This is a genomic window from Epilithonimonas zeae, assembly GCF_900141765.1.
Lineage (GTDB): Bacteria > Bacteroidota > Bacteroidia > Flavobacteriales > Weeksellaceae > Epilithonimonas > Epilithonimonas zeae.
Genome location: NZ_FSRK01000003.1, coordinates 454,955 through 481,427 on the forward strand (window position 1 = coordinate 454,955; position 26,473 = coordinate 481,427).

A 26,473-nucleotide genomic window follows, 5' to 3' on the forward strand; every position below is an offset into this window, starting at 1 on the left:
GATTATTTTCTGTATTGTATTTACAGAAAAATGACTTAAGCCTTTTTCAAATCTTTTACATAAAAAACAAATTATTTGTCCGAAGATTTTTTTTGAATTCTTGGTAAAAACAAAAGAAATAAGCTGATCATCCATTTAAAAATCCGCCAAGCTACCGGATATTTTTTGATGTGTAAAACCTGCTTTACTCTTTTTGTTCGAGTCTCCTTAGCCAATTCTGCATCTTCTCTGAAGGCTGCAAAATACTTATTGAGAGTTGTTTCTCTTTCCTGAATGTAAATCGGCAGGTTTTCAACTTTTGCAGAAATACCAGAGAAATCATAATAACAAATAATCTCCTTCAAATGTTTGAACGATACATTATGAAGACAAACCATGATAATAAAAAACTCCCAGTCTGCACAAATTTTGTACTCTTCATTATAAAAAAAGTAGTCGTTAAATAAAGATTTTTTGATAAATACAGCCTGATGATTAAGCCCACCATCATAGAAAAAACCAAAGGTTAATTTTTCCGGAGCCTTAATAACTTTTCGATAACCTTGGTCATTAAAGAAAACGGAATCTCCATATAAAATATCTATATCAAAATCGAATTCAGCTCTTATCTTTTCCAGAACAAACTCATCATAAAAGAAATCGCCACTATTCATAAAGATGATGTAATCGCCTTCTGCCTTTTTAATTCCTTTGTTCATTGCATTGTAGACCCCAGAATCTTTCTCAGAAACCCAGTAATTTATCTGATCATTTTGTTCAATCAGTTCTTTGCTGCCATCAGTGCTTCCACCGTCAATTACAATAAACTCAAAATCTTTCCAGGTCTGAGCCCAGATAGATTCAAAAGTTTTAATCAGACCTTCTTTATTATTATAGTTGATTGTTAATACTGTTAATTTCATTTTCTCTTATCTTCTACTGCTTGTCTGTAAACCTCCAAACATTGTTCTGCTGCCACTTTCCAATCAAATTTTTTCACCTGCTCCAATCCTTTTTCGGAGAATAGTGTTCTTAAATTATCATCATCTAGTAACATTCTGATTTGGCTTCTTAAATCCTCTTCTGACGTACTATCAAAATATATACCTGCATCTCCAGCAACTTCAGGAAAAGATGCGTTATTGGACAGGATGATAGGACATCCACAAGCCATTGATTCGAGAACCGGTATTCCGAATCCTTCATATTGTGACGGAAAAACAAAAAATTTCGCATTTTTATAGAAATGTCCCAACTGATCTTCCTCAAAATTCTTTTGCTTAATTTGTTGACTCAGACCCTTATCTTCGATGTAATTGATTTCGTCATCTTTGAATTCACCACCTCCTGCGGCTAATAATACCAAATCTGGATTTTCTTTTAGAATTGGTTTAATAGCACTGACTAAAAATCTGAAATTTTTATAATCGGCTCTGGATCCGACGTATAAAACATAATTCTTTGGCAAATTAACTTTGCCGTACTCTTTAATTTTTATAGAACTGCCATGGTGAATGACATGAATTTTATTCGCATCAATATTAGGAAAGATTTTTAGTATGTCTTTTTTTGTATTATGAGAAACCGCAATGATGCGAGTAGCTTTGTAAATTAGTTTTTTTTTATTTTCTATAACCCTATAAGGATCATCAGAAAAATACTGTGGAAACAATTCGTGAATCATATCATAAACAGTTAGCACAAAAGGTTTTTCTCCTATTAAATCAAGAAAATAAGGATTGTAATAAGTGGGAATAAAAACATCATAATTATTATTCCGGCAAACTTGTTTTAAAGACTTTTCTGATTTTTTCTTTCTGAGCGTTTTTGTACTTATTTTAAAAAATGATAGAAGATTATAAAATGATACTAGAATTTTATTTTTAGAAAGAAGATTGCTTGTTTTGAGATAAAAATTATCGGTATAGTAAATTGGTAAAACAACTTCCAAATCATCCTTTTTCTCAAGTTCAGAAAATATTTCTGTGTAATATCTCGATATCCCACCATAAGTTTGCTGACTAAAAATCTGCGGATCTAATAATATTTTCATATTGACTCAAGATTAAAGACTTAATATTTTATTATAAATATCAATATGTTGTTGAACTGTCTTTTCCCACGAAAATTTTTTGGCTTGCATAAGCGATTTTTCACTTAGTTCATTTCTGTAAAACTTATCATTGTAAAGCTTCCACATAGACTTTACAAGACTTTCCTGATCTTTTGGATCCAATAATATCCCAGCTTCTCCTACGACTTCGGGTAATGACGATGTATCAGAAACAACACTTGGCGTGCCGCATTGCATTGCCTCAAGTGGCGGAAGTCCAAATCCTTCATAAAAAGACATGTAGTAAAATGAATTCGCGTGACTGTAAATACTTGCCAAATCTTCATCAGGAATTCGTCCAGTTATGATAATTCTATCTTGAAAATCTTTTGCATGACCAAATTCATTGAATATTTTATCAAAATCCCAACCTTTACCGCCAACTAAAACTAAACTAAGATCATGAATTTTTTTGTCAGAAATCAATCTCACAAAACTTCGAATGACGTGATCAATATTTTTACGTGGCTCTAAAGTACTTAGGCTTAAAAAATACTTTTCTGGAATATTATATTTTCCTTGAACTTCCGAGAACTTTGTCTCGTTTTTACATTGATAAAAAAATTCTGGCGATGCTGCTAAAAGACTTACAAATACTTTATTAGGATCAATTTGTGGAGCATATTTCAATAAATCCATTTTTGTATTTTCGGATACGCAGATTGCAAAATTATTCTTACCAATACTTGTAATAGTATTTTCCAGAAGTTCCGTATTAGAATTATATTCCGGTAACAATACTGGGATCAAATCATGTATTGTTACAATTTTTTTAATATCTGGGAATTTAGCAAGACTTTCGTGAATTGGATAGAATAATGAATGATATATGTTGGCCGTATCAACTTCTTTACTATAGCTTATTCTATAATCAAATAATCCAAATTTATTATAAAGTTTTCTGAAAAATTTCTCTTTACGAAAGGGAATAAATCTAATTCTTTTAAAAGAAGTGGCAGGTTTAATCACTACATGATTTTCACAAATAAACCGATCAATCTTTGAATTTGTATGTTTATCTTTGTTAAAATTAAAGTTAGAATATAGAACTTTCAAATCTGCTCTCAATGCAAAACGTTTGAAGATCTCATAAGCAACTCTGTATACTCCCGTTTGATTATTTTTATAGGAATTTCCTATAACTTCTAGATCAAATATGACTTTTATTTTTTGCACGATAATAAATTCTTGTGTTTAATCTTTAACTATAAAGTATCGTAAAAAGCATTTTGATTTCTTTGTCTATCAATATTTTTGATATGAACTAAACAATAATCTTCAGTATTAGATGGCATCTTCTTTACTTTTTTGAAATTGACAAGTACTTCGTGAATCTTATTCTGCCATCTTATATCTTTTCCCAATTTAAAAATTCTGTTCTGATAATCCGGAAAGTTTATATAATCCTTTTCATTCAAATTCCAATTCCAATTTTTAATATCAGATTCTGTAATTCCCTTAACAATATTTATCCGAGGTACCACGAAACAGTCATAGTTAAAATTTTTCCAAAGAAAGAATTTAAGGTTTTTTATGAGCTTTTTCTGAGGATATTCATCGGCATCAATTTGAAATAAATACTGTTTGGTAGCGTGGGATATAAGATTATTTTTAAAGGTTGAAAAATCACCATCTAATTTGGAAGTAATCCTTATGATTTTTCCTCCGTAAGAATCTAAAGTTTTTGTAACATCAGCATTTTCTTTTGTAACATCCTGCAATACAATAATTTCATCATTTTCGTCAATCAGTGGAATAAGAATATCCAGAAGTTTTTTCACTTCCTTAGCTTCATTATTTACAGTAATCCCATAAGTAACGCTATTTACTCTTAAAAAATTGAGAATCCTGTTCAGCATAGTTTTTTATAAGTTTTTTTTCTAATCTTATTCCTTCTTTTATAATGATAATCGGTTTATAATTTTTAAATATCTTATAATACAGTTGTTTGAAAAATGAAATTCGAAATTGTTTCTGTTCTACTCTATTCGAAATTAACTCAGATAAATTATTCAAAATATGTAAAGTCTTCGAATTCATTTTACTGCCATCCACATAGACCATAACATCGTGCTCTCTTTTTTCTGCTAATAGATGTATCTTTTCATTCAAATTAATAGAAGTATTCAGTTGTTCAGTTTCCAAATAACTTTTAAAGTCAAAATCTGTGTAAATTTGAGAGACTAAAGGCTCCAATCCTGAAAGAGTCTCTAAAGTTCCATTTTTCAGAATCAATCCTATATCATACTTTGCTTTAGATTTTGAAAAGGTAGGGAATCCCCATTTCCGGACAAAATTTCTTTGGGATTTTTTTTCAATTGATAGAGTTTTATTTCTGAACTCTTCGGAAAATCTTGATGTCTTACTTACAAAATGATAAGTAATGGCACTTACACATAAGAAAATTTTCTCTCCTGATAACCTTAACCGTAGTATCAAATCATCATCTTCACAAAACATAGGAGCAAACAGCGGATCCAAACCTCCAATATTTAATAAAAGATCTTTTCTACAAGCTAGAAAGAAACTAGCAGAATCTACGAATTGTCCGGGTTTTGGATTGCTATTTTTCTCATAATCATAAAAACCTTTGTAATCAAAATCATCAAAAGAATTACCAAAATCTTTCACCTCTTTCCAAAGCCGTTCATCTTTCCCGAAGATTGGAGGTTCAATTGTTTTATAATATATGATATTATGCTTTTCTAATGCGAGGTAAATTTCTGCAAGGAAGTTATTTCCTAAAACCATATCATTATGTAAGAAACAAACAAATTCTTTTGTAGCAACTTTTAGGGCTTTATTATAGGTGTCAGATAATGTTTTATGATGATCTGAATAATAATATTTTAAATTTTTATCCTGTAAAGAATCAAGCCATTCGTGCGTTCCGTCTGTACTTCCAAAGCTCACAAAAACAATTTCAATTTCGTTATATAATAAACGAGTATTCTCATAAAACTTCTGAGAATACTCTAAATTATTTTTTAAGCCAACAAGAAAAGATAAATTGTTCATTCCATTTACTCCCTATCATAATCATCCTCCAGCCTCACAATATCCTCTTCTCCAAAATAAGTTCCTGTCTGAACTTCTATGAAAACAACAGGTTCTTCTGTAAGATTCATGATTCTATGTTTCGCTCCTAGTGGAATAAAAATGCTTTGTCCATAAGTCAAAGGGATTTCTTCTCCGTCTAAAACAATAGTTGCATTTCCTTCAATAATTGTCCATTGTTCCTGTCTTTTGTGATGGAACTGGTAAGATAATTTCTGACCGGGATTTACTTCTATTCTTTTCAGTTTGTAATTTGGTTCATCCGCCAAAACATAATATTTACCCCAAGGTCTTTCTCCGATTTCTAGCATAGCTTTTATTTTAATCTACAAAAATAGTATTTCGGAAAAGATTAACCAAATTCGAAAGGCAAAACGCTCAGAATTTCTTAATTTTGCACCACAATTTTTGAAATGAATCATAATACGATTGCATATGACTTTTAAAAGAAAATTAAATATCTACAAATGAAAAAAGTAAGAGTGCGTTTTGCACCAAGTCCAACGGGAGCTTTACACTTAGGAGGTGTTAGAACTGCTTTGTATGATTATCTTTTTGCTAAGAATCAAGGTGGAGAATTTGTTCTTAGAATCGAAGATACGGATACTGCAAGATATGTAGAAGGTGCCGAAGACTATATTATGAATTCTTTGGAATGGTGCGGAATTATTCCTGATGAGAGCCCAAAAGTTGGTGGACCTTATGCTCCTTACAGACAATCTGAAAGAAGAGATATTTACGACAGATACAAAGAGGAAATCCTGAAAACAGATTATGCTTATTTAGCTTTCGATACGCCTGAAGAATTGGATGCCATCAGAAAAGACTTCGAAGCTAGAGGTGATGTTTTTGCCTACAATCATCAGACAAGACAGCAATTGAGAAACAGTATTTCTCTTTCTTCTAAAGAAGTTCAGAAATTATTGGATGAGAATGTTCCTTATGTGGTTCGTTTCAAAATGCCAATTGACAGAACACTTAATCTTCAGGATATCATCAGAGGAAATTTCTCTGTGAATACAAATACGCTTGATGACAAGGTTTTGATCAAAAATGACGGAATGCCAACTTACCATTTTGCTAATGTGGTTGATGATTTTGAAATGAAAATCTCTCACGTTATCCGAGGTGAAGAATGGTTGCCTTCTATGCCTTTGCACGTTTTGTTGTATGAAGCGATGAGTTGGGAAGCTCCTGAATTTGCGCATTTATCATTAATATTGAAACAAACGATTTCTGGCAAAGACTTTATTAGAAACATTAATAATTTTTCAATAAGTTTTTCAAATGCATTTATTAATAAAAATAAAGAATACAGTTTTGTTGAAGTTAATACATTAATGCTTTCATACCTTCAAAATTTCTTTGATAAATCTACATTAGAAAAAAACGAAAATGATGATAATCTTAATAGCCTTATAAAAGAATTTTTATCTAGTCTCTTTTCTGGAAAATTAAGCAAAAGAGATGGTGACATTTTTGGATTTCCAGTATTTCCTTTGGATTTCAAAGACCCACAAACAGGAATTATTTCAAAAGGTTACAAAGAATGTGGTTATTTCCCTGAAGCTTTCATCAATATGATGGCATTGTTAGGTTGGACACCTGCAAATGATAGAGAAATTTTAACAATAGACGAAATGATTGCCGAATTCGACCTTAATAAAGTTCATAAAGCTGGCGCAAGATTCGATCCACAGAAAGCAAAATGGTTCAATCAGGAATATTTGAAATTGAAATCTAATGAAGAAGTTTTACAATTATTCAAAGATTTGGATGAGGTTAAAAGTTTAAATCTTTCTGATGATAAATTACTACAAATTGTTTCATTGATGAAAGAAAGAAATGCGACTTTCGTAGTTGACATTTACAATGACGGAAAATTCTTTTTTGAAGCCCCAACTTCTTACGATGAGAAAGCAACCAAAAAAGCTTGGAACGAAACCACTTCTGCAGTCCTAAAAGATTTCTCAACTAAACTGAAAACTTCAGAATTTGATTCAGAAACTTTGAAAAATACTATTCATCATTTTGCAGAAGAACATTCTATAGGAATGGGAAAAGTAATGATGCCTCTTCGTCTCGCTTTGGTAGGCGAATTGAAAGGCCCGGATGTTCCAGACATTATGAACATTATCGGGAAAGAAGAAACATTGGCAAGAATAGAAAAAGCTATTAGTTTAAACTAATTAATTTGTCAGTCTGAGGCTCTCGAAGACTTTTTATTAATATTAGAATCCATTTAAAAAAAATAGATTATTTTTGAACGGTTTAATCCAAACAAAATATGGAGTATTTAGAATTTGAACAACCTGTAAAAGAACTGATCGAGCAATACGAAAAATGTGTACAACTAGGCACAGAAAGCGGAATTGATGTAGATGAATCCTGCAAAAAGATCAAAACAAAAATAGAAGAGACTAAGAAAAAAATATACGGAAGCCTTACGCCTTGGCAAAAAGTTCAGCTTTCCAGACATCCGGACAGACCTTATACACTTGATTATATCAATGGTTTGGCAGATGCAGGGAGTTTTGTTGAATTGCACGGCGATAGAAACTTTGGGGACGATCCCGCAATGGTTGGCGGAATTGCCAGCATCAGCGGAAATACTGTAATGCTAATCGGAACTCAGAAAGGAAGAACTACCAAAGAACGTCAGCACAGACGTTTTGGAATGTCTAACCCGGAAGGTTATAGAAAGGCTCTTAGATTGATGAAATTGGCAGAGAAATTCAATATTCCTGTGGTAACTTTCGTAGATACGCCTGGAGCTTATCCTGGTCTTGAAGCGGAAGAACGCGGACAAGGTGAAGCGATTGCCAGAAACATCTATGAAATGTGCCAATTGAAAACTCCGATTATCACCATCATCATTGGTGAAGGTGCTAGTGGAGGTGCATTAGGAATTGGTGTTGGAAACAAAGTTTATATGTTGGAAAACACTTGGTATTCTGTAATTTCTCCGGAAAACTGTTCAGCTATTCTTTGGAGAAGCTGGGAATACAAAGAGACTGCAGCCACTACAATGAAACTTACTGCTGATGATATGTTGAAGCAAAAATTAATTGATGACATTATCCCTGAACCACTTGGAGGCGCTCATTATGATAATGCTGCAACTTTCGACAACGTGAAGAAATTCATCTTGAAAGACATCAAAACGCTTTCTAAATTGCCAGTTGAGAAATTGGTTGCTGAAAGACAAGATAAGTTTATTGCAATGGGAGAATTCAAAGGATAGCATTTTCCTTATGGCGATTAGCTTTTTGCTATTGGTATAAAATAAAAACCCCTTCAGAGTTTGAAACTCTGAAGGGGTTTTTATTTGTATTGATTGACGACTGTTGATTGGAAGCCGAATCTGCGCCCTGACTTATCTTCAATTTAATATTTAATTTATTTGAATCGATGAACCACTTCGTTAGGCTTGAGCGGAAATCCTTTTTTGCTTATACTTTGAGTTCTATTTAATCTGAAATCTTCGTGCAAAAAGATAGGGAGCGGAAGGCGGAAATAGGCGCCCAAATAATTCATAAAAAAAGCGATTCAAATAAATTGAACCGCTTTTTATATTTTAGAAAAGATTCTAATTATTCAGCATCGAAATCAGCATCTGCTTCTGCAGAAACTTTTTCGCCTTCTTCTTTAGATTTTTCTTTATCTGCTTTTCTTTGAGACAAACCATCTTTGATAGAAGCTGAAACAACGCTCAACAACATATCGATTGATTTAGAAGCATCATCATTTCCTGGGATTACGAAATCCACTTTTCTTGGATCTGAATTGGTATCAACGATACCAAAAACTGGGATACCCAATTTTTTAGCCTCTGTTACTGCGATGTGTTCTCTCATAATGTCAACTACGAAAATAGCTGAAGGAAGACGAACCATATCTGAGATAGAACCTAAGTTTTTCTCAAGATTTGCTCTTTGACGATCAACTTGTAGTCTTTCTTTTTTAGATAAAGTTTCGAAAGTACCATCTTTCTTCATTTTATCGATAGAGTTCATTTTCTTAACTGCTTTTCTGATAGTTACAAAGTTTGTAAGCATACCACCTGGCCATCTTTCTGTGATGTAAGGCATGTTAAGTTCGGCAGCGTGTTTTGCTACTACTTCTTTCGCTTGCTTTTTAGTAGCTACGAAAAGAACTTTTTTACCTGCAGAAGTTAATTTTTCCAAAGCTGTACAAGCCTCGTCCAATTTAACAGCTGTTTTATGTAAATCTACGATGTGAATACCGTTTTTCTCCATGAAAATGTATGGAGCCATATTTGGATTCCACTTACGAGTCATGTGACCGAAGTGTACGCCAGCCTCTAAAAGGTCTTTTACATTTGCTTTTGCCATGTTTTCTTGTTTTTTGTTAGTTTACTTTCCGCTTTTCCGCAATCAACTTTACTTTAGATGGGAGTAAAGTTTGGATGCTAAACGTAACGGGCAATATTTTGTTTAGATAATAGAGCCAAGAATCGAGAACCAAGAAGAAAACATAAAGTCTTGTATCTTGTATCTGATATCCTGAATCTGAAAAATTAACGTTTTGAGAATTGGAATCTCTTTCTCGCTTTTTTCTGACCTGGTTTCTTTCTCTCTACCATTCTTGCATCTCTAGTCAACAATCCGTGTGGCTTAAGAAGTAATCTGAATTCTTCGTTAATTTCACACAATGCTCTAGAAACTCCTAGTCTAATAGCTTCTGCCTGACCAGTAATACCTCCTCCAAAAACATTAACAGTTAAGTCATACTGACCCAAAGTTTCTGTCAATAAAAATGGCTGATTCACTTTATAAACTAAAACATCCGTACAGAAATAAGTTTTAGCATCTTTACCGTTTATAGTGATGTTACCAGTTCCTGGCTTCACATAAACTCTTGCAACAGAAGTTTTTCTTCTTCCGATTTTGTGTACTGTAGACATATTAATTATTTGAATTCGTTAACATTGATTACTTTTGGCTGTTGAGCTTCGTGTTTGTGCTCTGTTCCTTCATATAAATAAAGGTTTTTGAATAAAGCCGAACCTAATCTGTTTTTAGGAAGCATCCCTTTTACAGATTTTTCTAATACTTTAAGAGCATCTTTTTTCTTAAGCTCCTCAGCAGTCATAGACTTCTGACCACCTGGATATCCAGTGTGCCAAATGTAAGTTTTGTCTGCCCACTTGTTTCCGGAAAGCGTAACTTTCCCAGCGTTCAAAACGATTACGTTGTCTCCACAATCTACGTGTGGCGTGTAATTCGTTTTGTGCTTACCTCTCAAAATCTTTGCAACGGTAGAAGCTAGTCTTCCCAACGGTTGCTCAGCAGCGTCTACAACAACCCATTCTTTATTTGCTGTAGCCTTGTTTGCCGATACTGTTTTGTAACTTAATGTATTCACAATTTATCGTTTACGATTAAACATAATTTTCCCTTACGGGTGTGCAAAGGTAGCAAAATTTTCTCGGATGAAAAATTTTCCCCAAAGAAATATTTTAAATTTCTAATTATTAATGAGTTATTGAAATAAATCCTGACATTGATTTTAAAAATTAATTAATACTGGACTCATTATATAATGTTGCTTTTTTATATTTTTGAAAAAATTCTATAAAATGAGCCACGGAAAACTGAGAAAAGAAAAAGACTGCTTAAACTGCGGACATATTGTTGAGAAACATTATTGTCCCCATTGCGGACAGCAGAACATAGAGACAAGGCAGCCTTTCTATTATCTTTTCACTCACTTTGTAGAGGATTTTACACATTACGACGGACAATTTTGGGGAACTCTTAAAAATCTGCTTTTCAAACCCGGTAAATTGACCAATACTTATCTGGAAGGTAAAAGACAAAAATTTGTTCCGCCGGTTAAACTTTACATTTTCATCAGTTTCATAACATTTTTCCTATTTGCTGTTTTCCCGCCTTTCGACATTAATTTTGAAGGAAAAAAAGACTCTAGAAAAGAAAAGATAATCTCACTGAATAGACTTGCAGAAACTTCGAAACAGCTTGACAGCATCAGAGCGCAAGAAAAAATGAAGGGAACGGATTCTGTCACAATTAGTAAAGTTAATACTTTACTAAAAGATTCTGCAAAATTAAGTGATATCGAAGACAGCTTTGATATGAGTAAGAAACTGGATGATAAGTTTGAATATAATGGTTATACAACCAGAAAATCATTTGACTCTGCAAAAGCAAAAAACCCATCATTCTTCGATTTCATCAATGTTCCTGTTGCTCACAAATTTTTCGAGCTAAAGGAAAAAGGTATTACAAAAGGAGAAATCCTAAAAAAATTGGGCGAGGTATCTTTTCATAATTTGCCAAAAGCCTTATTCATTTATCTTCCGATTTTTGCATTTTTCCTATGGATTTTCCACAACAAGAAAAAATGGTGGTATTTTGACCACGGCATTTTTACACTGCATTATTTCTGCTTCCTGCTACTGACAATTTTACTGTTCTCAACACTATATAAGTTAACCGATGTTTTAAATAATTCAATCAATATCTTTATATATCTGCTGATGAATGTTCTATTCTTCTACAGTATCATTTATTTTTTTATAGCCCATTATAAGGTTTATCATACGCACGGTATTATCAGTTTTATCATTGGAAGCATTTTGTTTATGTTTAATTTCTTTGCTTTTATGTTTCTGGTGATGGGTTTAGGCGTAGTCAGCTTCCTGATGATTCATTAAATATGATTTACTAAGATTTAATATAAATGAAAAACCTTTCAAGCTTTGAAAGGTTTTTGTTTTGTACATTGAATTGCTGCAGCCCGACTTGAGCGGAAATGCTTTTTGTGTAGCGCAGCGGAACAAAAAGATTGGGAGCGGAAGGCGGATAAGCTGCCCAAAATATATTTAATACCTCAACGATTTACTTTCCCGGAAACTCGCTATCATATAATAAGCTACAAAGACCGTAGAAAACTTGATAATGGACGGCAAAGCAGTTTCGAAATTGAAAAATATTAAGCCAATAGCTACAAGAACAATAATCCCAATAAAGGAGATTCCCATTTTCTTTGGAAGCGGCCACTCCGGATGGTCTACAAAATAAGCCAATCCCCAACCAATTCCGAAAGCAGAAGCAACATATAGTTCTACCAAAAATTCTGCGGGTTCTCCTGTAAAACGTCTCAAGAAAAAACTAATCAAGGTTCCAACTACAAAATACATCAGCGCTTTTATCATTTCAAAAAATTTTGACAAAAGTAAGGATTGTAATTTGAAAATTACTTTTGGAAAGTTTTGCTTTAATTTAATCCATGAAGTCTAACACAAAAGCACTATGAAAATATTTTCCTCTAACTGTTTTTAAGACATGAGAAAAATCAAAAATTTTCATATTGACGAAGTTAACTTTGTGCCTCAAAAACATACTATAAATCAAAAAGAAAATCTTTGTGCCATTATGATAAATTCCACAAGATTCTAAAATCTCCTCAACAAAATTCCTTAGATTTGTTTAAATGATTTTTTTATGCGCGAGGTAAGACTAAACTCTATTCTGGATAACGATTTCTACAAGATTACAATGCAAAATGCAGTAGTGAAATTATTCACGAACGAGATTGTAAAATACGAATTCATCAACCGGGGAAAACATCAGTTTCCGGAAGGTTTTGCAGAAGAACTTAGAAAGTCTGTCAACGCAATGGCAGAACTGAAGCTGACCAAAGACGAAAAAAAATATCTGAAAGCCACTTGTCCATATCTTGCTCTACCCTACCTCGATTTCTTGGAAGGTTTTCATTACGACCCTTCTGAAGTGAAGATTGAACAAAATGGCAACGAACTAAAAGTTTCGGTGGAAGGTCTCTGGTACAGAACCATTCTTTGGGAAGTCCCTTTGCTAGCACTTATCAGCGAACTTCATTATGAGATGAATCATATGGAGCGACAAACCAACGAAGAGGTCATTAATAAAACTGTAGAAAAAGCGGTTCATTTGACAGAATTGGGCGTTCCTTTTGCTGAATTTGGAACACGAAGAAGACATTCTTACAAAGTTCACAGATTGGTGATGGATGCCTTGATTCAGGATAAAAAATCGACTTTTACAGGAACTTCCAATGTTCATCTGGCTATGCTTTACAACGTAAAACCAATTGGTACACATGCCCACGAATGGTTTATGTTTCACGCCGCAGAATTTGGTTTCAAAACGGCCAATTCTATTGCTTTGGAAAATTGGGTTAATGTTTACCGTGGCGATTTGGGAGTTGCACTTTCCGACACATACACCACGGATGTTTTCTTCCAGCAGTTTGATAAAAAGTTTGCAAAGTTGTTTGACGGCGTACGTCATGACAGCGGCGACCCGTTTGAATTTGCTGATAAAACCATTGCGCATTATCAAAAGCACGGCATCAATCCATTATTCAAATACATTATTTTTTCTGACGGACTGAATCTTGAAAAAGTTGAAGAAATCACCAATTACTGCAGAGGTAAAATCGGAATTTCTTTCGGAATCGGAACCAATCTTACTAATGATGTTGGACTTAAACCAATGAACATCGTAATGAAACTCATTAGTGTAAAAGGAATTAATAATGAATGGATTCCGACTGTGAAACTATCTGACGAAAAAGGAAAATATACCGGCGACCCAAAAATGATAGAATTGGCGAAGGAGTTTTTGAGGATTAAATAATACATTATAATAATGTCTGTTAAATTTATTTAAAGTTCAGTGCTGTATCAAAAAAAAAATTAACTTTACAATAAGTGAAAGTTTAAAATCTGAATATCAAGAAAAAGTCAACAAAATCTTTTGGCATCAATTTTACTCTTTAAAAAACACAACTTAATTAATTTTATCCTATGAAAAAAACATTCAAAATCGCTGCTCTTGCCTTGATGGTATCGATGACAGCCGTTTCCTGCAAAAAGAAAGTTTCTGATGCAGAATTAACGACCAACGCAACTACAGCAATCACTGCTTATCCCGGAACTTCTGTGGAAGTGAAGGAAGGACAAGCACATTTGAGCGGAGTTTTCGCAACAGAAGCTGACAAACAAGCAGCTATTGCAGCTCTTAAAAAAGTAGAGGGCGTGAAAGATGTTCACGATATGGCAACTGTAGCGCCAATGGCTGCTCCTGTAGAAGTGAATATGGTTGACGCTGCTGTTCTAGCTAAAGTAAATACTGCATTGAAAGATATCCCAGGCGTAAAAGCTGAAGATGTTGCGGGAACATTAACGTTGACAGGTTCTACAACTTCTGCTAACGCAAGAAAAGTGAAAGAGTCTGTAGATGCTCTTAAAATTGGTAAATACGATAACAAAATCACTGTAAAATAATCACAAATGAGTTTACAAGACAAATATGCAAGTGTAGTTTCAGCAGCTCAGTCTGCAGGACTATCTGATCTTTCTGTGCAGGAGCAAGACGGTGTTCTATATATCACAGGAAAAGCGTCTAGCAGCGCAGCAAAAGATACAGTTTGGAATGCTTTGGGCGCCATAGATTCCTCATATACAGCAACAGATATTAATATCGATGTGCAAGTTTCCGGATTGGCAGCTGGTGCTTCTTTAACTGTTGCAACAGATGAGTCTAATCTTAACATCAGACAAGAACCTTCTACAGAAGCTTCTATTGTTGGAAAAGCAGCAAAAGGTGAAACAGTAACTTTGGTTGAGCAGTCTTCTGACGACTGGTGGAAAATCAAAACTGCTGACGGTGAGGAAGGTTATGCTTATGCAAGATATTTGAAAGCTTAATTTCAAAACTTAATAAAAATTAAAACCTCTGATTTTTCAGGGGTTTTTTCTATTTTTGATGCCGAAAACTATTAACATTTGATGAAAAAATTCTGGCTTATTTTCATATTCACTTTTCTGAAACTGAATGCGCAGACCTACAACGTAACAGGAAAAGTGACGGACGAAAATAATAATCCGTTGGAAAATATCACCGTTTCTTTGATGAAACAAAAGGATTCGGCGATTATCAATTACATTGGAACAAGTAAAAGCGGAAACTTCAGCATCAAAGTTCCTCCACAAAACGAAGCTTCATTTCTACAGATTTCCGGAGATAAACTCAAACCATTCTCTAGAAAATTCGAGTCCATTCATCAAAATGAAAATCTAGGAGCAGTAAAACTCAGCAAAGAACTTGTAACCAATATTGAGGAAGTCAAAATCACGGTTTCGCCTGTGAAAATTAAAAAAGATACTGTTGAGTACAACGCTTCTTACCTGAAAGTAAAACCTGACTCCAAGATAGACGACTTGCTGAAAGAAATTCCAGGTGCTGAAATCGATGCGGATGGAAAAATTACGGTTAACGGAAAATCAGTAAGCAAAATCCACATCAATGGGAAACCCTTATTTGATAAAGACGGAAAAACGGAACTGGAAACAATTCCTGCCAACATCATCAAAAAAATACAGGTTACCACTTCCAAAACCAAGGAAGAAGAACTGACGGGAAGAGCGCCAATCACGGACAGCCTCACAGTGAATTTTGAAATGGATCCTAAAAATAAAGTCGGAGTTACAAGCAACATAAGGTTAGGTTATGGTTCGGATGATCGTTATGACGGCGCCATTTTTTTTACAAAAATAAAACAGGATTCACGGCTTTCTTTAGCGGCAGGCTCCAATAATATTAATGCCGGATTATCAGGAAAAACGGGTTCCGGAGCAGGAATTTTCAGTACAACAATTGTGAATGCGACCTATTCTAACAAGTTTGACAACTTCGATTTGGAAAGATTGAATGCCAATTATTATGAACGAAACTCCGAAACTTACTCCAAATCTGCCCGAACCACCTTTCTGCCCGACTACAAATTAGATAGAAATACAGAACGTACTGGCGACAGAGATTTGCGAAGATTGGGATTCAGCACCAATTCAATTTTGAAACTTGACAAGTTCACAAACATTATTTTCTCTTCCAATTTTAATAACAATACCACCGAAAGCACTTCTGACAATCAATCTGTAACCTTGCGGGATGATGTCCTTCTCAACTCCAGTTCGGGTTCTGTCAAACAAAAATCTGTCAATAATGGTTTTTCACAATCCTTAGGAATTACAAGAAGATTTCAGAAACAAAGACGAACTTTTTCAGCGTCTGTCAGCAGCAACGTGATGGATAACAGTGGTACCGATTATAATCTTACGACGACCATTTTTCATCAGTCTCCGGAAGAAAACGATTACAGAAACCAGCGCTCAGTTTCTAAAAATCAAAATACAGATTTTAGTTTCAATGCGAGATACGATGAACCAATTTCCGACTCGGCCATCGTTTCCACAGAAATTACCTACAAATCTCTGTCACTCAAAAATGATAGAAAAGTTCACGATTTTGATACGGCAACAGGAGAATTTTCTACATATAACTCGCTATTGTCTAATACAATCAATCAGGATATCAACTCGCTTTATGCTGTGATGGGTTATGATTTGAATAAAACCAAATTCCGGTTTTTCTTCAATGCTAATCTGGAAATCAACAACAACGATTTTCATTCTTTCTTTAATAATGAAAATATCGATTTCAGAAAAAACTTCGTTTTCCCGAATTATAACACGAGATTCGTTTACAAGTTTTCCAGTAGCAAATCCTTGGAACTATCCAACCAAAGCGATTTTACAGCACCTCAGATGACGGCACTCAACCCTTACATAGACCTTTCCAATCCGTTGCTTACGACACAGGGAAATCCTGATTTGAAAAGCACATGGATAAATACGACTTCAGTTTATTTTGTGAATAGGAATCTTCCCAAGCACATGACTTACTCAACCTCGTTAAAATTCAATTATACGGATAATAATGTTTCCGATTTTTCTTACTATGACGATACAGGAAGGCAGTTCAGGACTTTTGCCAACATTAGCGGAAACAAAACACTGAGTTGGGATAGCCGTTTTTCAAAAACCTACAAATGGGATAAAAATGAATTCCGGATTTCGCCATCATTTCTGACAAGTTATACCTACAGAAAAGGTTTTGTAGATGGTGTCCAATACACCAACACGATTTACAATATTGCGCCGAAGATGACCGTAAGGCTCAACCTGAGGGATGTTCTGGATCTGACAGGTTCTGCCAATCTCAATTATAACTTCTCCAATTACACCAATTATCGGATTGATAAAACACGTGCGGCTCAACAGAATTACACTATCGGAATGGTGAATTACTTTTTGAAATCCAATCTTTATTTCAGCAACGATATCAATGTGACTAAGAATAATAACATTTCCGCAGGTTTCAACAGGACCTCTTATTTCTGGAATGCCAGCGTGAATTACAAATTCTACAAAAAACAAATGACACTGCGATTCAACATCAATGATGTTCTGAATCAACGTCAAAATGCCATCAGAAACATCGGCGACAATTACATCGAAGACAGAGAAGAACTTGTGTTGAAACGTTATTTTATGCTCTCGCTGATGATGAATCTAAATAAGTTCGGAGGCAAGAAAAGCTGATCAAAATGATTAAAATATAACACACAATATTGTAATTCCGTAGAAATCTCGACAGCTAAGCTTAGATTCCTACGGAATAACAAACTGTATGGCTAAAACAAAACCTCTTTCGTCAAAATACTTTCGATATTATCCGGATAATCCACCTCTATCATTTGGTCAGAATTAATCCATTCACGGATTTTTATCGGGTCCAATTTATCCGAATTTGCAACACCTAATTTGTCCAAAGCAAAAGCATTACACTCTTGTTCATATTGATTTTCAATCGGGATTACAAACAATTTTTTATTCATAAACAAAGCTTCCGCCGGTGTTTCAAAACCAGCATTACAAAGTATTCCTTCACAAGATTCGAACAACTCTAAGTATTTTGTTTCATCAATTGGGAAAATCTCCACATTATTGAATTTCTGATGTTGTTTAGCATATTTGGAAAAAACTTTCCACTGAACATCAATTCTTGTTAAGAAATTCGTAATGACTTCATCAGAAAAGCTTGGAAGATAAACTAGATAATGACCTTTGTTTTCAGGATTCAGTTTTCTTATTTTTTGTCGGATGACAGGCTTTTTGATATGGGAATTATAGTTCTCGAAATGAAATCCTATTTTCTTCTCACAAGGCACATAATGTTTCAGAATAAAATCTCCAAACCAATCTTTTTTATCCGGTTTCGGTGTTTCCTTGAAAGTTAAAGAAGCCTGATGACTCAATTCTACAATGGGAAGATTCCTTAGTTTCGCTGCCCAGCCAGTCAGTGGTTCAAAATCATTGATAATCAAATCGTAGGCAGACAAATCCAAATCCTTTATCACCTTCGCTGCTCTACAGAAATTATTCTCAAAAAAAGTTTTTCTGTAAGATAAACCTCCCGTTTTGTTATAAAGCAAAGACACCCCTTTGAACCTGTAATCGATATCAAAATCGGACTTCAACTGTGTTTGATGTCCACTGATTAAAGTGTCCACCAATGCGTGTTTTTTCAAAATCGGGATGATTTCCTGAGCTCTGGCAAGATGTCCGTTTCCTGTGCCTTGGAAGGCGTATAATATTTTCATAAGGATTAAAAAAATTAAATATTTGTGTTTTTATAGATAATCGTAAGATGTATTATGATTTGTAATAGTTTTCACTTCTCACATCTCTATTTTATATTCTTTCGATGTTGTTTTTATTTCTCTCAGCCCTGTTTCAATTTTTTGCGTAATTGTTATCAGTTATAACAAATTAGTTTTCACTTTCATCACTTTTGTTTTATATTATACTAATGTGGTTTTCATTTTCATCGATGTTGTTTTATATTCTTTCACCTCTGTTTCAATCTTTAACACCTTAGTTTTAAATATGATAAGCAACTTTCTCAATTACACAACCTGCGTCACGATTTTCATCAGCTCTGCACTGTCTATTTCCTTCATCTCTTCTGGTTCTTCATCGATTAAATTATGTTTTTCATCCTCATAAACAAAAAGTTTCCAGTCGCCATTATGATATTCCAAAGCCGAAAGATTTTCCACCCAGTCACCGGAATTCAGATACATACATTTTCCTTTTTTTCCAACCACTTCTCGGATTTGAGGCTGATGAATATGTCCACAAATCACATAATCAAAGTCATTTTCAATCGCCAGTTCGGAAGCTGTCAATTCAAAATCACCAATATATTTCACGGCTTTCTTTACATTATTCTTGATTTTTTTAGAGAATGAATATTTTTCCCTTCCGATTTTCTCAAGAAACCAATTCACGAGATTATTAATTGCAATGAGCAAATCGTAACCTTTTCCACCCAACTTCGCAATCCATTTGGAATGCTGAACCGATGCATCAAAAACATCACCATGAAAAATCCAGGCTTTCTTGTCGCCCAACTTCAGAACGTGTTTGTTACAAAGCTTCAGTTTTCCTAATTCGAAATCTGTGAAATTCCTAAACGCTTCATCGTGATTTCCAGTGATGTAAAAAACCTCGGATTCTTTGGTTGCAAACGATATTAATTTTTTAACCACTTTCAAATGAGACTTCGGAAAGTAAGATTTCTTAAACTGCCAGATGTCGATGATATCGCCATTCAGAATCAGAGTTTTGGGACGGATAGAATTCAGATATCTCAACAGTTCTTTCGCCTTGCAACCGTAAGTTCCAAGATGCACATCAGAAATAATGACAATTTCAACATCTCTTTTCATATTTGATTTAATGGCGATTTCATTCACAATCAGATTTATACAAAGAACGAATTCTAATTTAAACTGTGCGTGAATGCTATTTTATTTTTATTGATGAGAATCGGCTATTTTTATTTGATTGTCTTAATATTAATTTAAAATATTAGTGGTTATTCTCTCAAAAATATTAGTTTTGTTCAGTTTCAATTTAAATTGGACTTTGAAAATGTTTTAGTTTCAATACTTGTAATTCTAATTGCAAAGATTTCGAAAACTGAAAATATTTTTTAGGAAACAAAGATTTTTTGCTGAAAACAAATTGACGCTTGGAAAATTTATTTATTTGCCTTCTCAATTTCATTTCAATAAATAATCTTTGCGTTTAAAAATAATTTATAATAAAAGTTACTTATGAAGGGTCAGAATAAACTGTTTTTTGCGATTATTTTCGCATTGATTTTGGGTGTTGTTTTAGGAGGAATTGTCCACACAACTTATCCGGACTCTAAGGAAGAATTCGCTCAAAACATCAAATTGCTGGGAACAGTTTTTATCCGATTGATTCAGATGATTATTGCGCCTTTGGTTTTCTCAACTTTGGTAGTTGGGATTGCAAAAATGGGCGACATCAAAATGGTTGGACGTGTAGGAACTAAAGCAATGCTTTGGTTCATATCTGCTTCTTTGGTTTCTCTGTTAATCGGTTTGGTTTTAGTGAATTGGCTGGAGCCAGGTCACGTGACAAAATTACCAATCCAGGATGCAGCCTCAGCTTCCGAAATTGTAAGCAGCAGCAAAGGTTTTACGATGGAAGATTTTGTAAAACATATCATTCCAAAGAGTTTATTCGAAGCATTTGCGACCAATGAAGTCTTGCAAATTGTGATATTCTCCGTAATGTTCGGGATTGCTTTATCCGCAATGGGCGAAGAATACACAAAACCAGTTATCAAAGGTTTAGATATAATTGCTCACGCGATTTTGAAAATGGTTGGATATATAATGTGGGTGGCGCCGTTGGGTGTTTTCGGAGCAATATCTGCGGTGGTTGCTACCAATGGTTTTACAATTTTCAAAGTTTATGCAATCTACCTTCGTGATTTCTTCTTTGCCCTAGGTGTTCTGTGGGTTGTGCTTTTGTTAGTGGGTTATATGATTCTTGGCAACCGCCTTTTTGATTTATTGAGAAGAATCAAAGAACCTTTGTTGATTGCATTTTCCACCACAAGTTCCGAAGCAGTTTTTCCCAAGTTGGTAGAAGAACTGGAAAGATTTGGGTGTAATAATAGGATTGTTTCTTTCATTTTGCCATTGGGATATTCTTTCAATCTAGACGGAAGTATGATGTATATGACGTTTGCCTCGATTTTCATTGCTCAGATTTACGGTATTGATATGCCTCTCGGGCAACAAATCATAATGCTTTTGGTCTTGATGTTAACGAGTAAAGGTATTGCCGGCGTTCCAAGAGCGAGTCTTGTCATCATTGTTGCGGCTTGCGGAATGTTTGATATTCCAGTTGAGGGGATTGCCTTGATTTTACCAATCGACCATTTCTGCGATATGGGAAGAAGTATGACTAATGTTCTTGGGAATGCGTTGGCGACTTCTGCTGTGAGTAAGTGGGAAGGACAGTTGGAGAGTTAGATATTTATTTTACATTATATATAAATACAATTTTGTCATTCCGGAGGAATCTAAACTGCTGAGATTCTTTCAGAATGACAAAATTTCTTTTTAATGATGTAACAAAACATACTTCAGAATTGTCCTTATGTCGTAAGCCAGTACTAATGAAACAAGCATTCTTAATTCTATTATTCTTAAATATTTCATTTTTAGGATTTTGTCAAAAAATACAACAGACAAAAGCCATTGACAATTACCTGACCGAAGTGATGAAAACTTTTGAAATTCCTGGTATGGCGGTTGGTGTTATCAAAAATGATAAAATTATTTTTCAAAAATATTATGGCAGAGAAAACTTAGAGTCTGGGAAGAAAGTAGATGCTAATTCTCTTTTCAGAGTTTATTCTACTACAAAACTAATTACAAATGTTGCCGTTTTCCAATTGATTGAGAAAGGACAATTGTCTTTAGAAGATAACATTTCAAAATATTTGGATAATCTTCCAAAAGAATGGCAAAATGTCAAAGTAAAAAATCTTTTATCCCACTCATCTGGCATTCCTGATTTTGAGCGTCATAATTTACCTACAGACATTTCCAACTCTGAAGTTTTTGAACGACTGTCCAAAGAAAAAATGGAATTCGAAACAGGAAATCAATATAGTTATAATCAGACTAATTATATGATTTTGGCGATGATTGTCGAAAAGATAAGTGGACAAAAATTTGAAGATTTTGTTCTGAAAAATCAATTTTCTGATGCAAAGAATAAAATCATAATCAATTCCAATTCTCTTGAAGAAATCCCCAATCGAATCCAGCTTTACAGATATAATGATTCTCTGAAACAGTTTAAAAAATCTACACACGTTGGCGGTTTGAGAGCTCATCCTGCGAATGGCTTAGCAATTTCGCTTCCTGATTTTTTACAATGGAGCATTAATCTTGACACCAACAAATTCCTCACAGACCAGACAAAAAAGTTGATGTGGAAACCTTTTGATTATACCAATAAACAAGATATTTTTGCGCACGGTTGGGAAATTACCAAAACTGGAAATGTAACGTCTTATGGTTTTTCCGGCGGAAACATCAATGCTTACAGTATTTTTCCTGACAATGATTTGTCAATCATTTTTATGTCGAACGGCTACAAATACAATTCTTTTCCCCCACTTTATTTTATAGTCAATCATATTGCAGGATTGATTGATAAACAATTAGCAAATCCGTATTGGTCAAGGGAAGAATCAGTTGCTTCTGAAATTATTAATAAACCTAATATTAAAAAGGAAATTTATGGTTATCTGATTGAAAATGATAAAGTGATTTTTACTTACAAAGTTCCTAAAAACTTAAACGCTGAAGCAATAACGAAAATGGCTGTTGCTGGTTCATTCAACGATTGGAATCCCGGGAATAAAGCTTATCAAATGGTATTAAAGGACAAAAATACGTTTGAATTGGTGTTGCCGAAATCTCAATTCGAGAAAGGAAAGACTTATGAGTTCCGGTTTGTAATGAACAAAAGTGGTTGGTTCACGACGCCTTACAGCGCACTCAACACCAATGGAAATCCGAATGATAATAATTTGACTTTTAGAGTTGATTAATCTTAATTGAAGACACTTCGACTCCGCTCAGTGTGACATTTTGATATTAATAGTTCTTCTTTCACGAATGTCAGTCTGAGTCTCTCGAAGACTTTATAAATTCAAACTCCATAATGGCTGAGATTGACTTCGTCGAACCACTTCGTTGGGTTTCTTTCAGAATGACAAAATTGTGTTTTGTAGACGAAGTTAAAATCGGTAGACTAAATCCATAGCCCTGATGGGAGCTGCATCCTTTTTTGTCATTGCGGGGAAAATTTCTAAAGATTGCTTCACTTCGTTCGCAATGACAAAAAAGATATAGTGGACAGCAGGTTCCCGGCTTCTGAAAAAAGTTGTAGAGTTGTAGAGTTTGAGAATTCGTGAATTTTTAATCTCTATTTCTCTCAAACTCTCCCACCCAACTTAACCTGCCAAAAATCATTCAGATAGACAAAATCATAAATTCAATTAATTCTAAATTAATTTTAAAATCCGTAATTTTGTAGCCACTTAAAGAATAATAAATTTTATGCTGACGAAATCAAAAGTTCAGGATTTTCTGAAAGAGATAGAAGTGGATGACCTTGTGAGTAATTTCCAAGTGATGGGCGATGATGTGTATATCGATATGACATCTCACTCGCCTGCAATGCACGAGAAAAAGAAATTGGAAGTTGCTATGAAACAAGCTTTTGCTTCGGAATTCGGGGAACATATCAACTTGAAATTGAAAATCGCTTCTCCTGAATTGCCTGCAACTCCTGTGACGAACGAAATCAAAGGAAAACAGATTCCGGGAATCCAGAATATCATCGCCATTGCTTCCGGAAAAGGTGGCGTTGGAAAATCTACTGTTGCGGCAAATCTTGCGGTGACGTTGGCAAAAATGGGTTTCAAAGTTGGATTGCTGGATGCGGATATCTACGGACCATCTGTTCCTACAATGCTTGACACAGAAGGTCAAAAACCAATTTCTGTAGAAGTGAACGGTAGAAATCTGATGAAACCCATCGAGAATTACGGTGTGAAGATGTTATCGATTGGATATTTTTCAGGTGCTAACCAGGCTGTAGTTTGGAGAGGACCAATGGCTTCCAAAGCATTGAATCAGATGATTCGTGATGCTGATTGGGGAGAATTGGATTTCCTTTTGATTGACCTTCCTCCGGGAACTGGCGACATTCATCTTTCTATTATTCAGGAAGTTCCGGTTACAGGCGCTGTGATTGTGAGTACGCCTCAACACGTTGCATTGGCCGATGTAAGAAAGGGAATTGCTATGTTCAATATGGAAAGCATCAACATTCCGGTTTTGGGATTGATAGAAAATATGGCTTATTTCACGCCGGAAGAGCTTCCTGAGAATAAATATTATATCTTTGGAAAACAGGGCGCTCAGTTTATGGCAGAGAATTTGGGAATTCCGGTTTTGGGAGAGATTCCTTTGATTCAGAGCATCAGAGAAGCCGGAGATGTAGGAAGACCAGCTGCTTTGCAGGAAAATTCTAAAATCTCTGACATCTACACCAAAACTGCTCAAAATATGGTTGAGAGTCTTGTAGAAAGAAACACCAATTTGCCACCAACCGAAGCTGTGAAAATCACGACGATGGCTGGTTGCTCGCCTAAGAAAAAATAATAAAATGAATAATATTAATCAAATTCAAGAAGAACTGGTAACCAAAGTGATGGACGCTTTGGACAGCATCCGTCCGTTTTTGCAAAAAGATGGCGGCGATATTGAGTTAGTAGATGTGCAGGAAGACAAAGTCTATGTGAAATTACTAGGAAACTGCTCTAGCTGTGGTATCAGTGCTTCTACAATGAAACTGGGTGTGGAAAACACCATCAAACAATTTGCTCCAGAGATACAGGAGGTGATTAGCGTTTAAAAATAAAAATCCCGATTCAAAACTGAGTCGGGATTTTTTTATTCTAAGTATTTTATTACTCTACAATTTCTGCGTCGATGATTTTCGTATCAGGATTATTCTTCTGACTTTCCCAAAGTAAAAATTTGTCAACTTCTTTCATCAATAAAGGAATTGCTAAAGCTAAGATAGCCAAATCATCCAAAGCGCCAATTACAGGAACGAAATCCGGAATAATATCGATGGGAGAAATGACATAAATTAAAGCCAAAGCCGGCAAAAGGATATCTGTAAACTTCATTTTGTATTCGCCTTTGTAATACAATTTTATCATCCTGAAAACAGACGGAATCTTTTGCAAAAAACCTTTGTGTTTAATAGCTTCCTGAGCCAGTTTAAATTTTGAATATTTCATTTTTGTTTTTGTGTTTATTTTTCAACGAATCAAATTTCGCAAATTCTATTCCAATCACTTAATAGAAAATCGTAATGTTTTGTTAATTAACAATTGGTTACGTCAATTTATCCGTCAGTTTCGCAAATTGTTTCTCCGCATTTTTCCCTTCATAAAGAATGTCATAAACGGCATTAATAATCGGCAACTTTAATTTTTTCTCTTGACAAATAGCGTAAATACCTTTTGTTGCATAATAACCTTCTGCCACCATACTCATTGACTGGATGGCAGACTTTACTGTATAACCTTTCCCAATAAGATTTCCTAAGTTTCTATTTCTTGAGAATAATGAATAAGCCGTAACGATCAAATCTCCAAGATAAGCACTATCATTCACGTCTCTTGGTTCCGGATAAATCGCTTCCAAGAAGGTTTCCATCTCACGAATCGCATTGGAAACATACACCGCAATAAAGTTATCTCCATAACCCAATCCACTTGCAATCCCGGCGCCTATCGCATAGATATTTTTTAGAATTGCAGAATACTCGTTTCCGAGAATATCACAACTTGTATTGACTTTGATATAACAGGAAGACAAAATCTCCTGCAAAACATCAGCATCCTCTTTCTGTGCCACAGCAACCGTCAAATAAGACAAACGCTCCATCGCCACCTCTTCTGCGTGGCAAGGACCAGCAATGACCGCTTGATTTTTGAACCCGATTTTGAATTCATCTTTCAAATAATGCGCAACAATATCATTATGCTTTGGAACAATCCCTTTAATAGCCGAACAGAATAATTTGTCCTGATATTCGCAAGTCAGTTTCTCCATAGATTCTGCTAAATAAATGGAAGGAACTGCCAAAATAATCACATCAGAATTAGAGACCAACTCGTTGATATCTGTCGTAATCTGCAGCTTCTTCAGGTTGAAAGAAACCGTTGTCAAATAACTTGGATTGTGTCCGCGTTGTTCTATTGCGCCTTTCACAAACTCGTTTCTCACGCACCAATTGACAGTTTTACAGTTTTCGGCCAGCATTTTAACGATCGCAGTAGCAAAGCTTCCGCTTCCTAAAACGCCAACGCGCACGTTATTAGATGATTTAGTCGATTTCTTACTCATTCTTTGTCGTCTTTTTCATTGCTACAAATCTAATATAATTTATGATTTTACATC

25 protein-coding genes are annotated in these 26,473 nt (G+C 34.6%); 11 read left to right on the forward strand and 14 right to left on the reverse strand.

The genetic code is table 11. From position 1 onward, the window contains the following. Positions 1 to 71: 71 nt before the first annotated feature. The 6 genes from BUR19_RS18340 to BUR19_RS18365 are packed head-to-tail and all read right to left on the reverse strand — an operon-like array spanning position 72 to position 5,460. Positions 72 to 902, reverse strand: a complete 831-nt coding sequence (locus BUR19_RS18340) for a glycosyltransferase family 2 protein (protein WP_074236959.1) — start codon at positions 900 to 902, stop codon at positions 72 to 74. Further along, positions 899 to 2,032, reverse strand: coding sequence for a glycosyltransferase family 4 protein (locus BUR19_RS18345; protein WP_074236960.1), 1,134 nt, complete (start codon positions 2,030 to 2,032; stop codon positions 899 to 901). Before BUR19_RS18345 ends, BUR19_RS18340 begins: the two co-directional genes overlap by 4 nt. 12 nt (positions 2,033 to 2,044) lie before the next feature. Then, entirely contained in the window at positions 2,045 to 3,268 is a 1,224-nt protein-coding gene (locus BUR19_RS18350; protein WP_074236961.1) for a glycosyltransferase family 4 protein, read from the reverse strand. Positions 3,269 to 3,297: 29 nt separating this feature from the next. Beyond that, positions 3,298 to 3,951 carry a glycosyltransferase gene (locus BUR19_RS18355; protein WP_074236962.1) on the reverse strand — a complete coding sequence of 218 codons (654 nt, stop codon included), beginning with the start codon at positions 3,949 to 3,951 and terminating at the stop codon, positions 3,298 to 3,300. Beyond that, positions 3,914 to 5,110 carry a glycosyltransferase family 2 protein gene (locus BUR19_RS18360; protein ID WP_074236963.1) on the reverse strand — a complete coding sequence of 399 codons (1,197 nt, stop codon included), beginning with the start codon at positions 5,108 to 5,110 and terminating at the stop codon, positions 3,914 to 3,916. The genes BUR19_RS18355 and BUR19_RS18360 overlap by 38 nt, the downstream gene beginning before the upstream one ends. Before the next feature lie 5 nt (positions 5,111 to 5,115). Beyond that, positions 5,116 to 5,460, reverse strand: coding sequence for a phosphomannose isomerase type II C-terminal cupin domain (locus BUR19_RS18365; protein WP_074236964.1), 345 nt, complete (start codon positions 5,458 to 5,460; stop codon positions 5,116 to 5,118). 156 nt (positions 5,461 to 5,616) lie between these two features. On the opposite strand from BUR19_RS18365, the gene gltX reads away from it, so the two are divergent. Together gltX and BUR19_RS18375 are read left to right on the forward strand one after the other, a co-directional pair. Next, entirely contained in the window at positions 5,617 to 7,338 is a 1,722-nt protein-coding gene (gene gltX, locus BUR19_RS18370; protein WP_074236965.1) for a glutamate--tRNA ligase, read from the forward strand. A gap of 98 nt (positions 7,339 to 7,436) precedes the next feature. Further along, positions 7,437 to 8,393, forward strand: coding sequence for an acetyl-CoA carboxylase carboxyltransferase subunit alpha (locus tag BUR19_RS18375; protein ID WP_074236966.1), 957 nt, complete (start codon positions 7,437 to 7,439; stop codon positions 8,391 to 8,393). Between the two features lie 349 nt (positions 8,394 to 8,742). Here BUR19_RS18375 and rpsB read toward each other — a convergent pair whose 3' ends face one another. The 3 genes from rpsB to rplM all read right to left on the reverse strand — a co-directional run bounded on the left by rpsB (position 8,743) and on the right by rplM (position 10,537). Further along, on the reverse strand, positions 8,743 to 9,504 hold the full coding sequence (gene rpsB / locus BUR19_RS18380; protein ID WP_074236967.1) for a 30S ribosomal protein S2: 762 nt from the start codon (positions 9,502 to 9,504) through the stop codon (positions 8,743 to 8,745). 185 nt (positions 9,505 to 9,689) lie between these two features. After that, the gene (gene rpsI, locus BUR19_RS18385) at positions 9,690 to 10,076 is read right to left on the reverse strand and encodes a 30S ribosomal protein S9 (RefSeq protein WP_074236968.1); all 387 of its coding nucleotides are present in this window, start codon (positions 10,074 to 10,076) and stop codon (positions 9,690 to 9,692) included. A 5-nt stretch (positions 10,077 to 10,081) separates the two neighbouring features. Continuing rightward, complete coding sequence (gene rplM, locus BUR19_RS18390; protein ID WP_074236969.1) at positions 10,082 to 10,537, reverse strand: 50S ribosomal protein L13; 456 nt, start codon at positions 10,535 to 10,537, stop codon at positions 10,082 to 10,084. 214 nt (positions 10,538 to 10,751) lie between these two features. On the opposite strand from rplM, the gene BUR19_RS18395 reads away from it, so the two are divergent. Continuing rightward, positions 10,752 to 11,849 (forward strand): DUF3667 domain-containing protein, encoded by a 1,098-nt coding sequence (locus BUR19_RS18395; protein WP_074236970.1) that lies wholly within the window; start codon positions 10,752 to 10,754, stop codon positions 11,847 to 11,849. Positions 11,850 to 12,017: 168 nt separating this feature from the next. On the opposite strand, the gene BUR19_RS18400 is transcribed toward BUR19_RS18395, so the two are convergent. Continuing rightward, positions 12,018 to 12,350: a hypothetical protein gene (locus BUR19_RS18400; RefSeq protein WP_074236971.1), complete on the reverse strand. Its 333-nt coding sequence runs from the start codon at positions 12,348 to 12,350 to the stop codon at positions 12,018 to 12,020. A gap of 289 nt (positions 12,351 to 12,639) precedes the next feature. Here BUR19_RS18400 and pncB point away from each other — a divergent pair, with 289 nt between their 5' ends. The 4 genes from pncB to BUR19_RS18420 all read left to right on the forward strand — a co-directional run bounded on the left by pncB (position 12,640) and on the right by BUR19_RS18420 (position 17,624). After that, positions 12,640 to 13,815 carry a nicotinate phosphoribosyltransferase gene (gene pncB, locus BUR19_RS18405; protein WP_074236972.1) on the forward strand — a complete coding sequence of 392 codons (1,176 nt, stop codon included), beginning with the start codon at positions 12,640 to 12,642 and terminating at the stop codon, positions 13,813 to 13,815. A gap of 170 nt (positions 13,816 to 13,985) precedes the next feature. Continuing rightward, positions 13,986 to 14,465 carry a BON domain-containing protein gene (locus BUR19_RS18410; protein WP_074236973.1) on the forward strand — a complete coding sequence of 160 codons (480 nt, stop codon included), beginning with the start codon at positions 13,986 to 13,988 and terminating at the stop codon, positions 14,463 to 14,465. 6 nt (positions 14,466 to 14,471) lie between these two features. Continuing rightward, positions 14,472 to 14,888 carry an SH3 domain-containing protein gene (locus BUR19_RS18415; protein WP_074236974.1) on the forward strand — a complete coding sequence of 139 codons (417 nt, stop codon included), beginning with the start codon at positions 14,472 to 14,474 and terminating at the stop codon, positions 14,886 to 14,888. An 81-nt stretch (positions 14,889 to 14,969) separates the two neighbouring features. Then, positions 14,970 to 17,624, forward strand: a complete 2,655-nt coding sequence (locus tag BUR19_RS18420; protein ID WP_074236975.1) for an outer membrane beta-barrel protein — start codon at positions 14,970 to 14,972, stop codon at positions 17,622 to 17,624. Between the two features lie 92 nt (positions 17,625 to 17,716). On the opposite strand, the gene BUR19_RS18425 is transcribed toward BUR19_RS18420, so the two are convergent. After that, a complete protein-coding gene (locus tag BUR19_RS18425) occupies positions 17,717 to 18,685 on the reverse strand; it encodes a glycosyltransferase family protein (protein ID WP_074236976.1) in 969 nt (322 codons plus the stop codon). Between the two features lie 306 nt (positions 18,686 to 18,991). After that, complete coding sequence (locus BUR19_RS18430) at positions 18,992 to 19,816, reverse strand: UDP-2,3-diacylglucosamine diphosphatase (protein ID WP_074237049.1); 825 nt, start codon at positions 19,814 to 19,816, stop codon at positions 18,992 to 18,994. A 390-nt stretch (positions 19,817 to 20,206) separates the two neighbouring features. On the opposite strand from BUR19_RS18430, the gene BUR19_RS18435 reads away from it, so the two are divergent. From BUR19_RS18435 to BUR19_RS18450, 4 genes are all read left to right on the forward strand, one after another. Beyond that, complete coding sequence (locus BUR19_RS18435) at positions 20,207 to 21,442, forward strand: dicarboxylate/amino acid:cation symporter (RefSeq protein ID WP_074236977.1); 1,236 nt, start codon at positions 20,207 to 20,209, stop codon at positions 21,440 to 21,442. 146 nt (positions 21,443 to 21,588) lie between these two features. After that, positions 21,589 to 23,037, forward strand: coding sequence for a serine hydrolase (locus tag BUR19_RS18440; RefSeq protein WP_074236978.1), 1,449 nt, complete (start codon positions 21,589 to 21,591; stop codon positions 23,035 to 23,037). Positions 23,038 to 23,548: 511 nt separating this feature from the next. Continuing rightward, positions 23,549 to 24,658, forward strand: a complete 1,110-nt coding sequence (locus BUR19_RS18445; RefSeq protein WP_074236979.1) for an Mrp/NBP35 family ATP-binding protein — start codon at positions 23,549 to 23,551, stop codon at positions 24,656 to 24,658. Positions 24,659 to 24,662: 4 nt separating this feature from the next. Further along, a complete protein-coding gene (locus BUR19_RS18450) occupies positions 24,663 to 24,911 on the forward strand; it encodes a NifU family protein (RefSeq protein WP_074236980.1) in 249 nt (82 codons plus the stop codon). A gap of 55 nt (positions 24,912 to 24,966) precedes the next feature. Here the strand turns inward: BUR19_RS18450 and BUR19_RS18455 are convergent, their stop codons facing one another. Together BUR19_RS18455 and BUR19_RS18460 are read right to left on the reverse strand one after the other, a co-directional pair. Further along, a complete protein-coding gene (locus tag BUR19_RS18455; RefSeq protein WP_074236981.1) occupies positions 24,967 to 25,305 on the reverse strand; it encodes a YkvA family protein in 339 nt (112 codons plus the stop codon). Positions 25,306 to 25,402: 97 nt separating this feature from the next. Continuing rightward, on the reverse strand, positions 25,403 to 26,419 hold the full coding sequence (locus BUR19_RS18460; protein ID WP_074236982.1) for an NAD(P)H-dependent glycerol-3-phosphate dehydrogenase: 1,017 nt from the start codon (positions 26,417 to 26,419) through the stop codon (positions 25,403 to 25,405). Positions 26,420 to 26,473 lie beyond the last annotated feature (54 nt).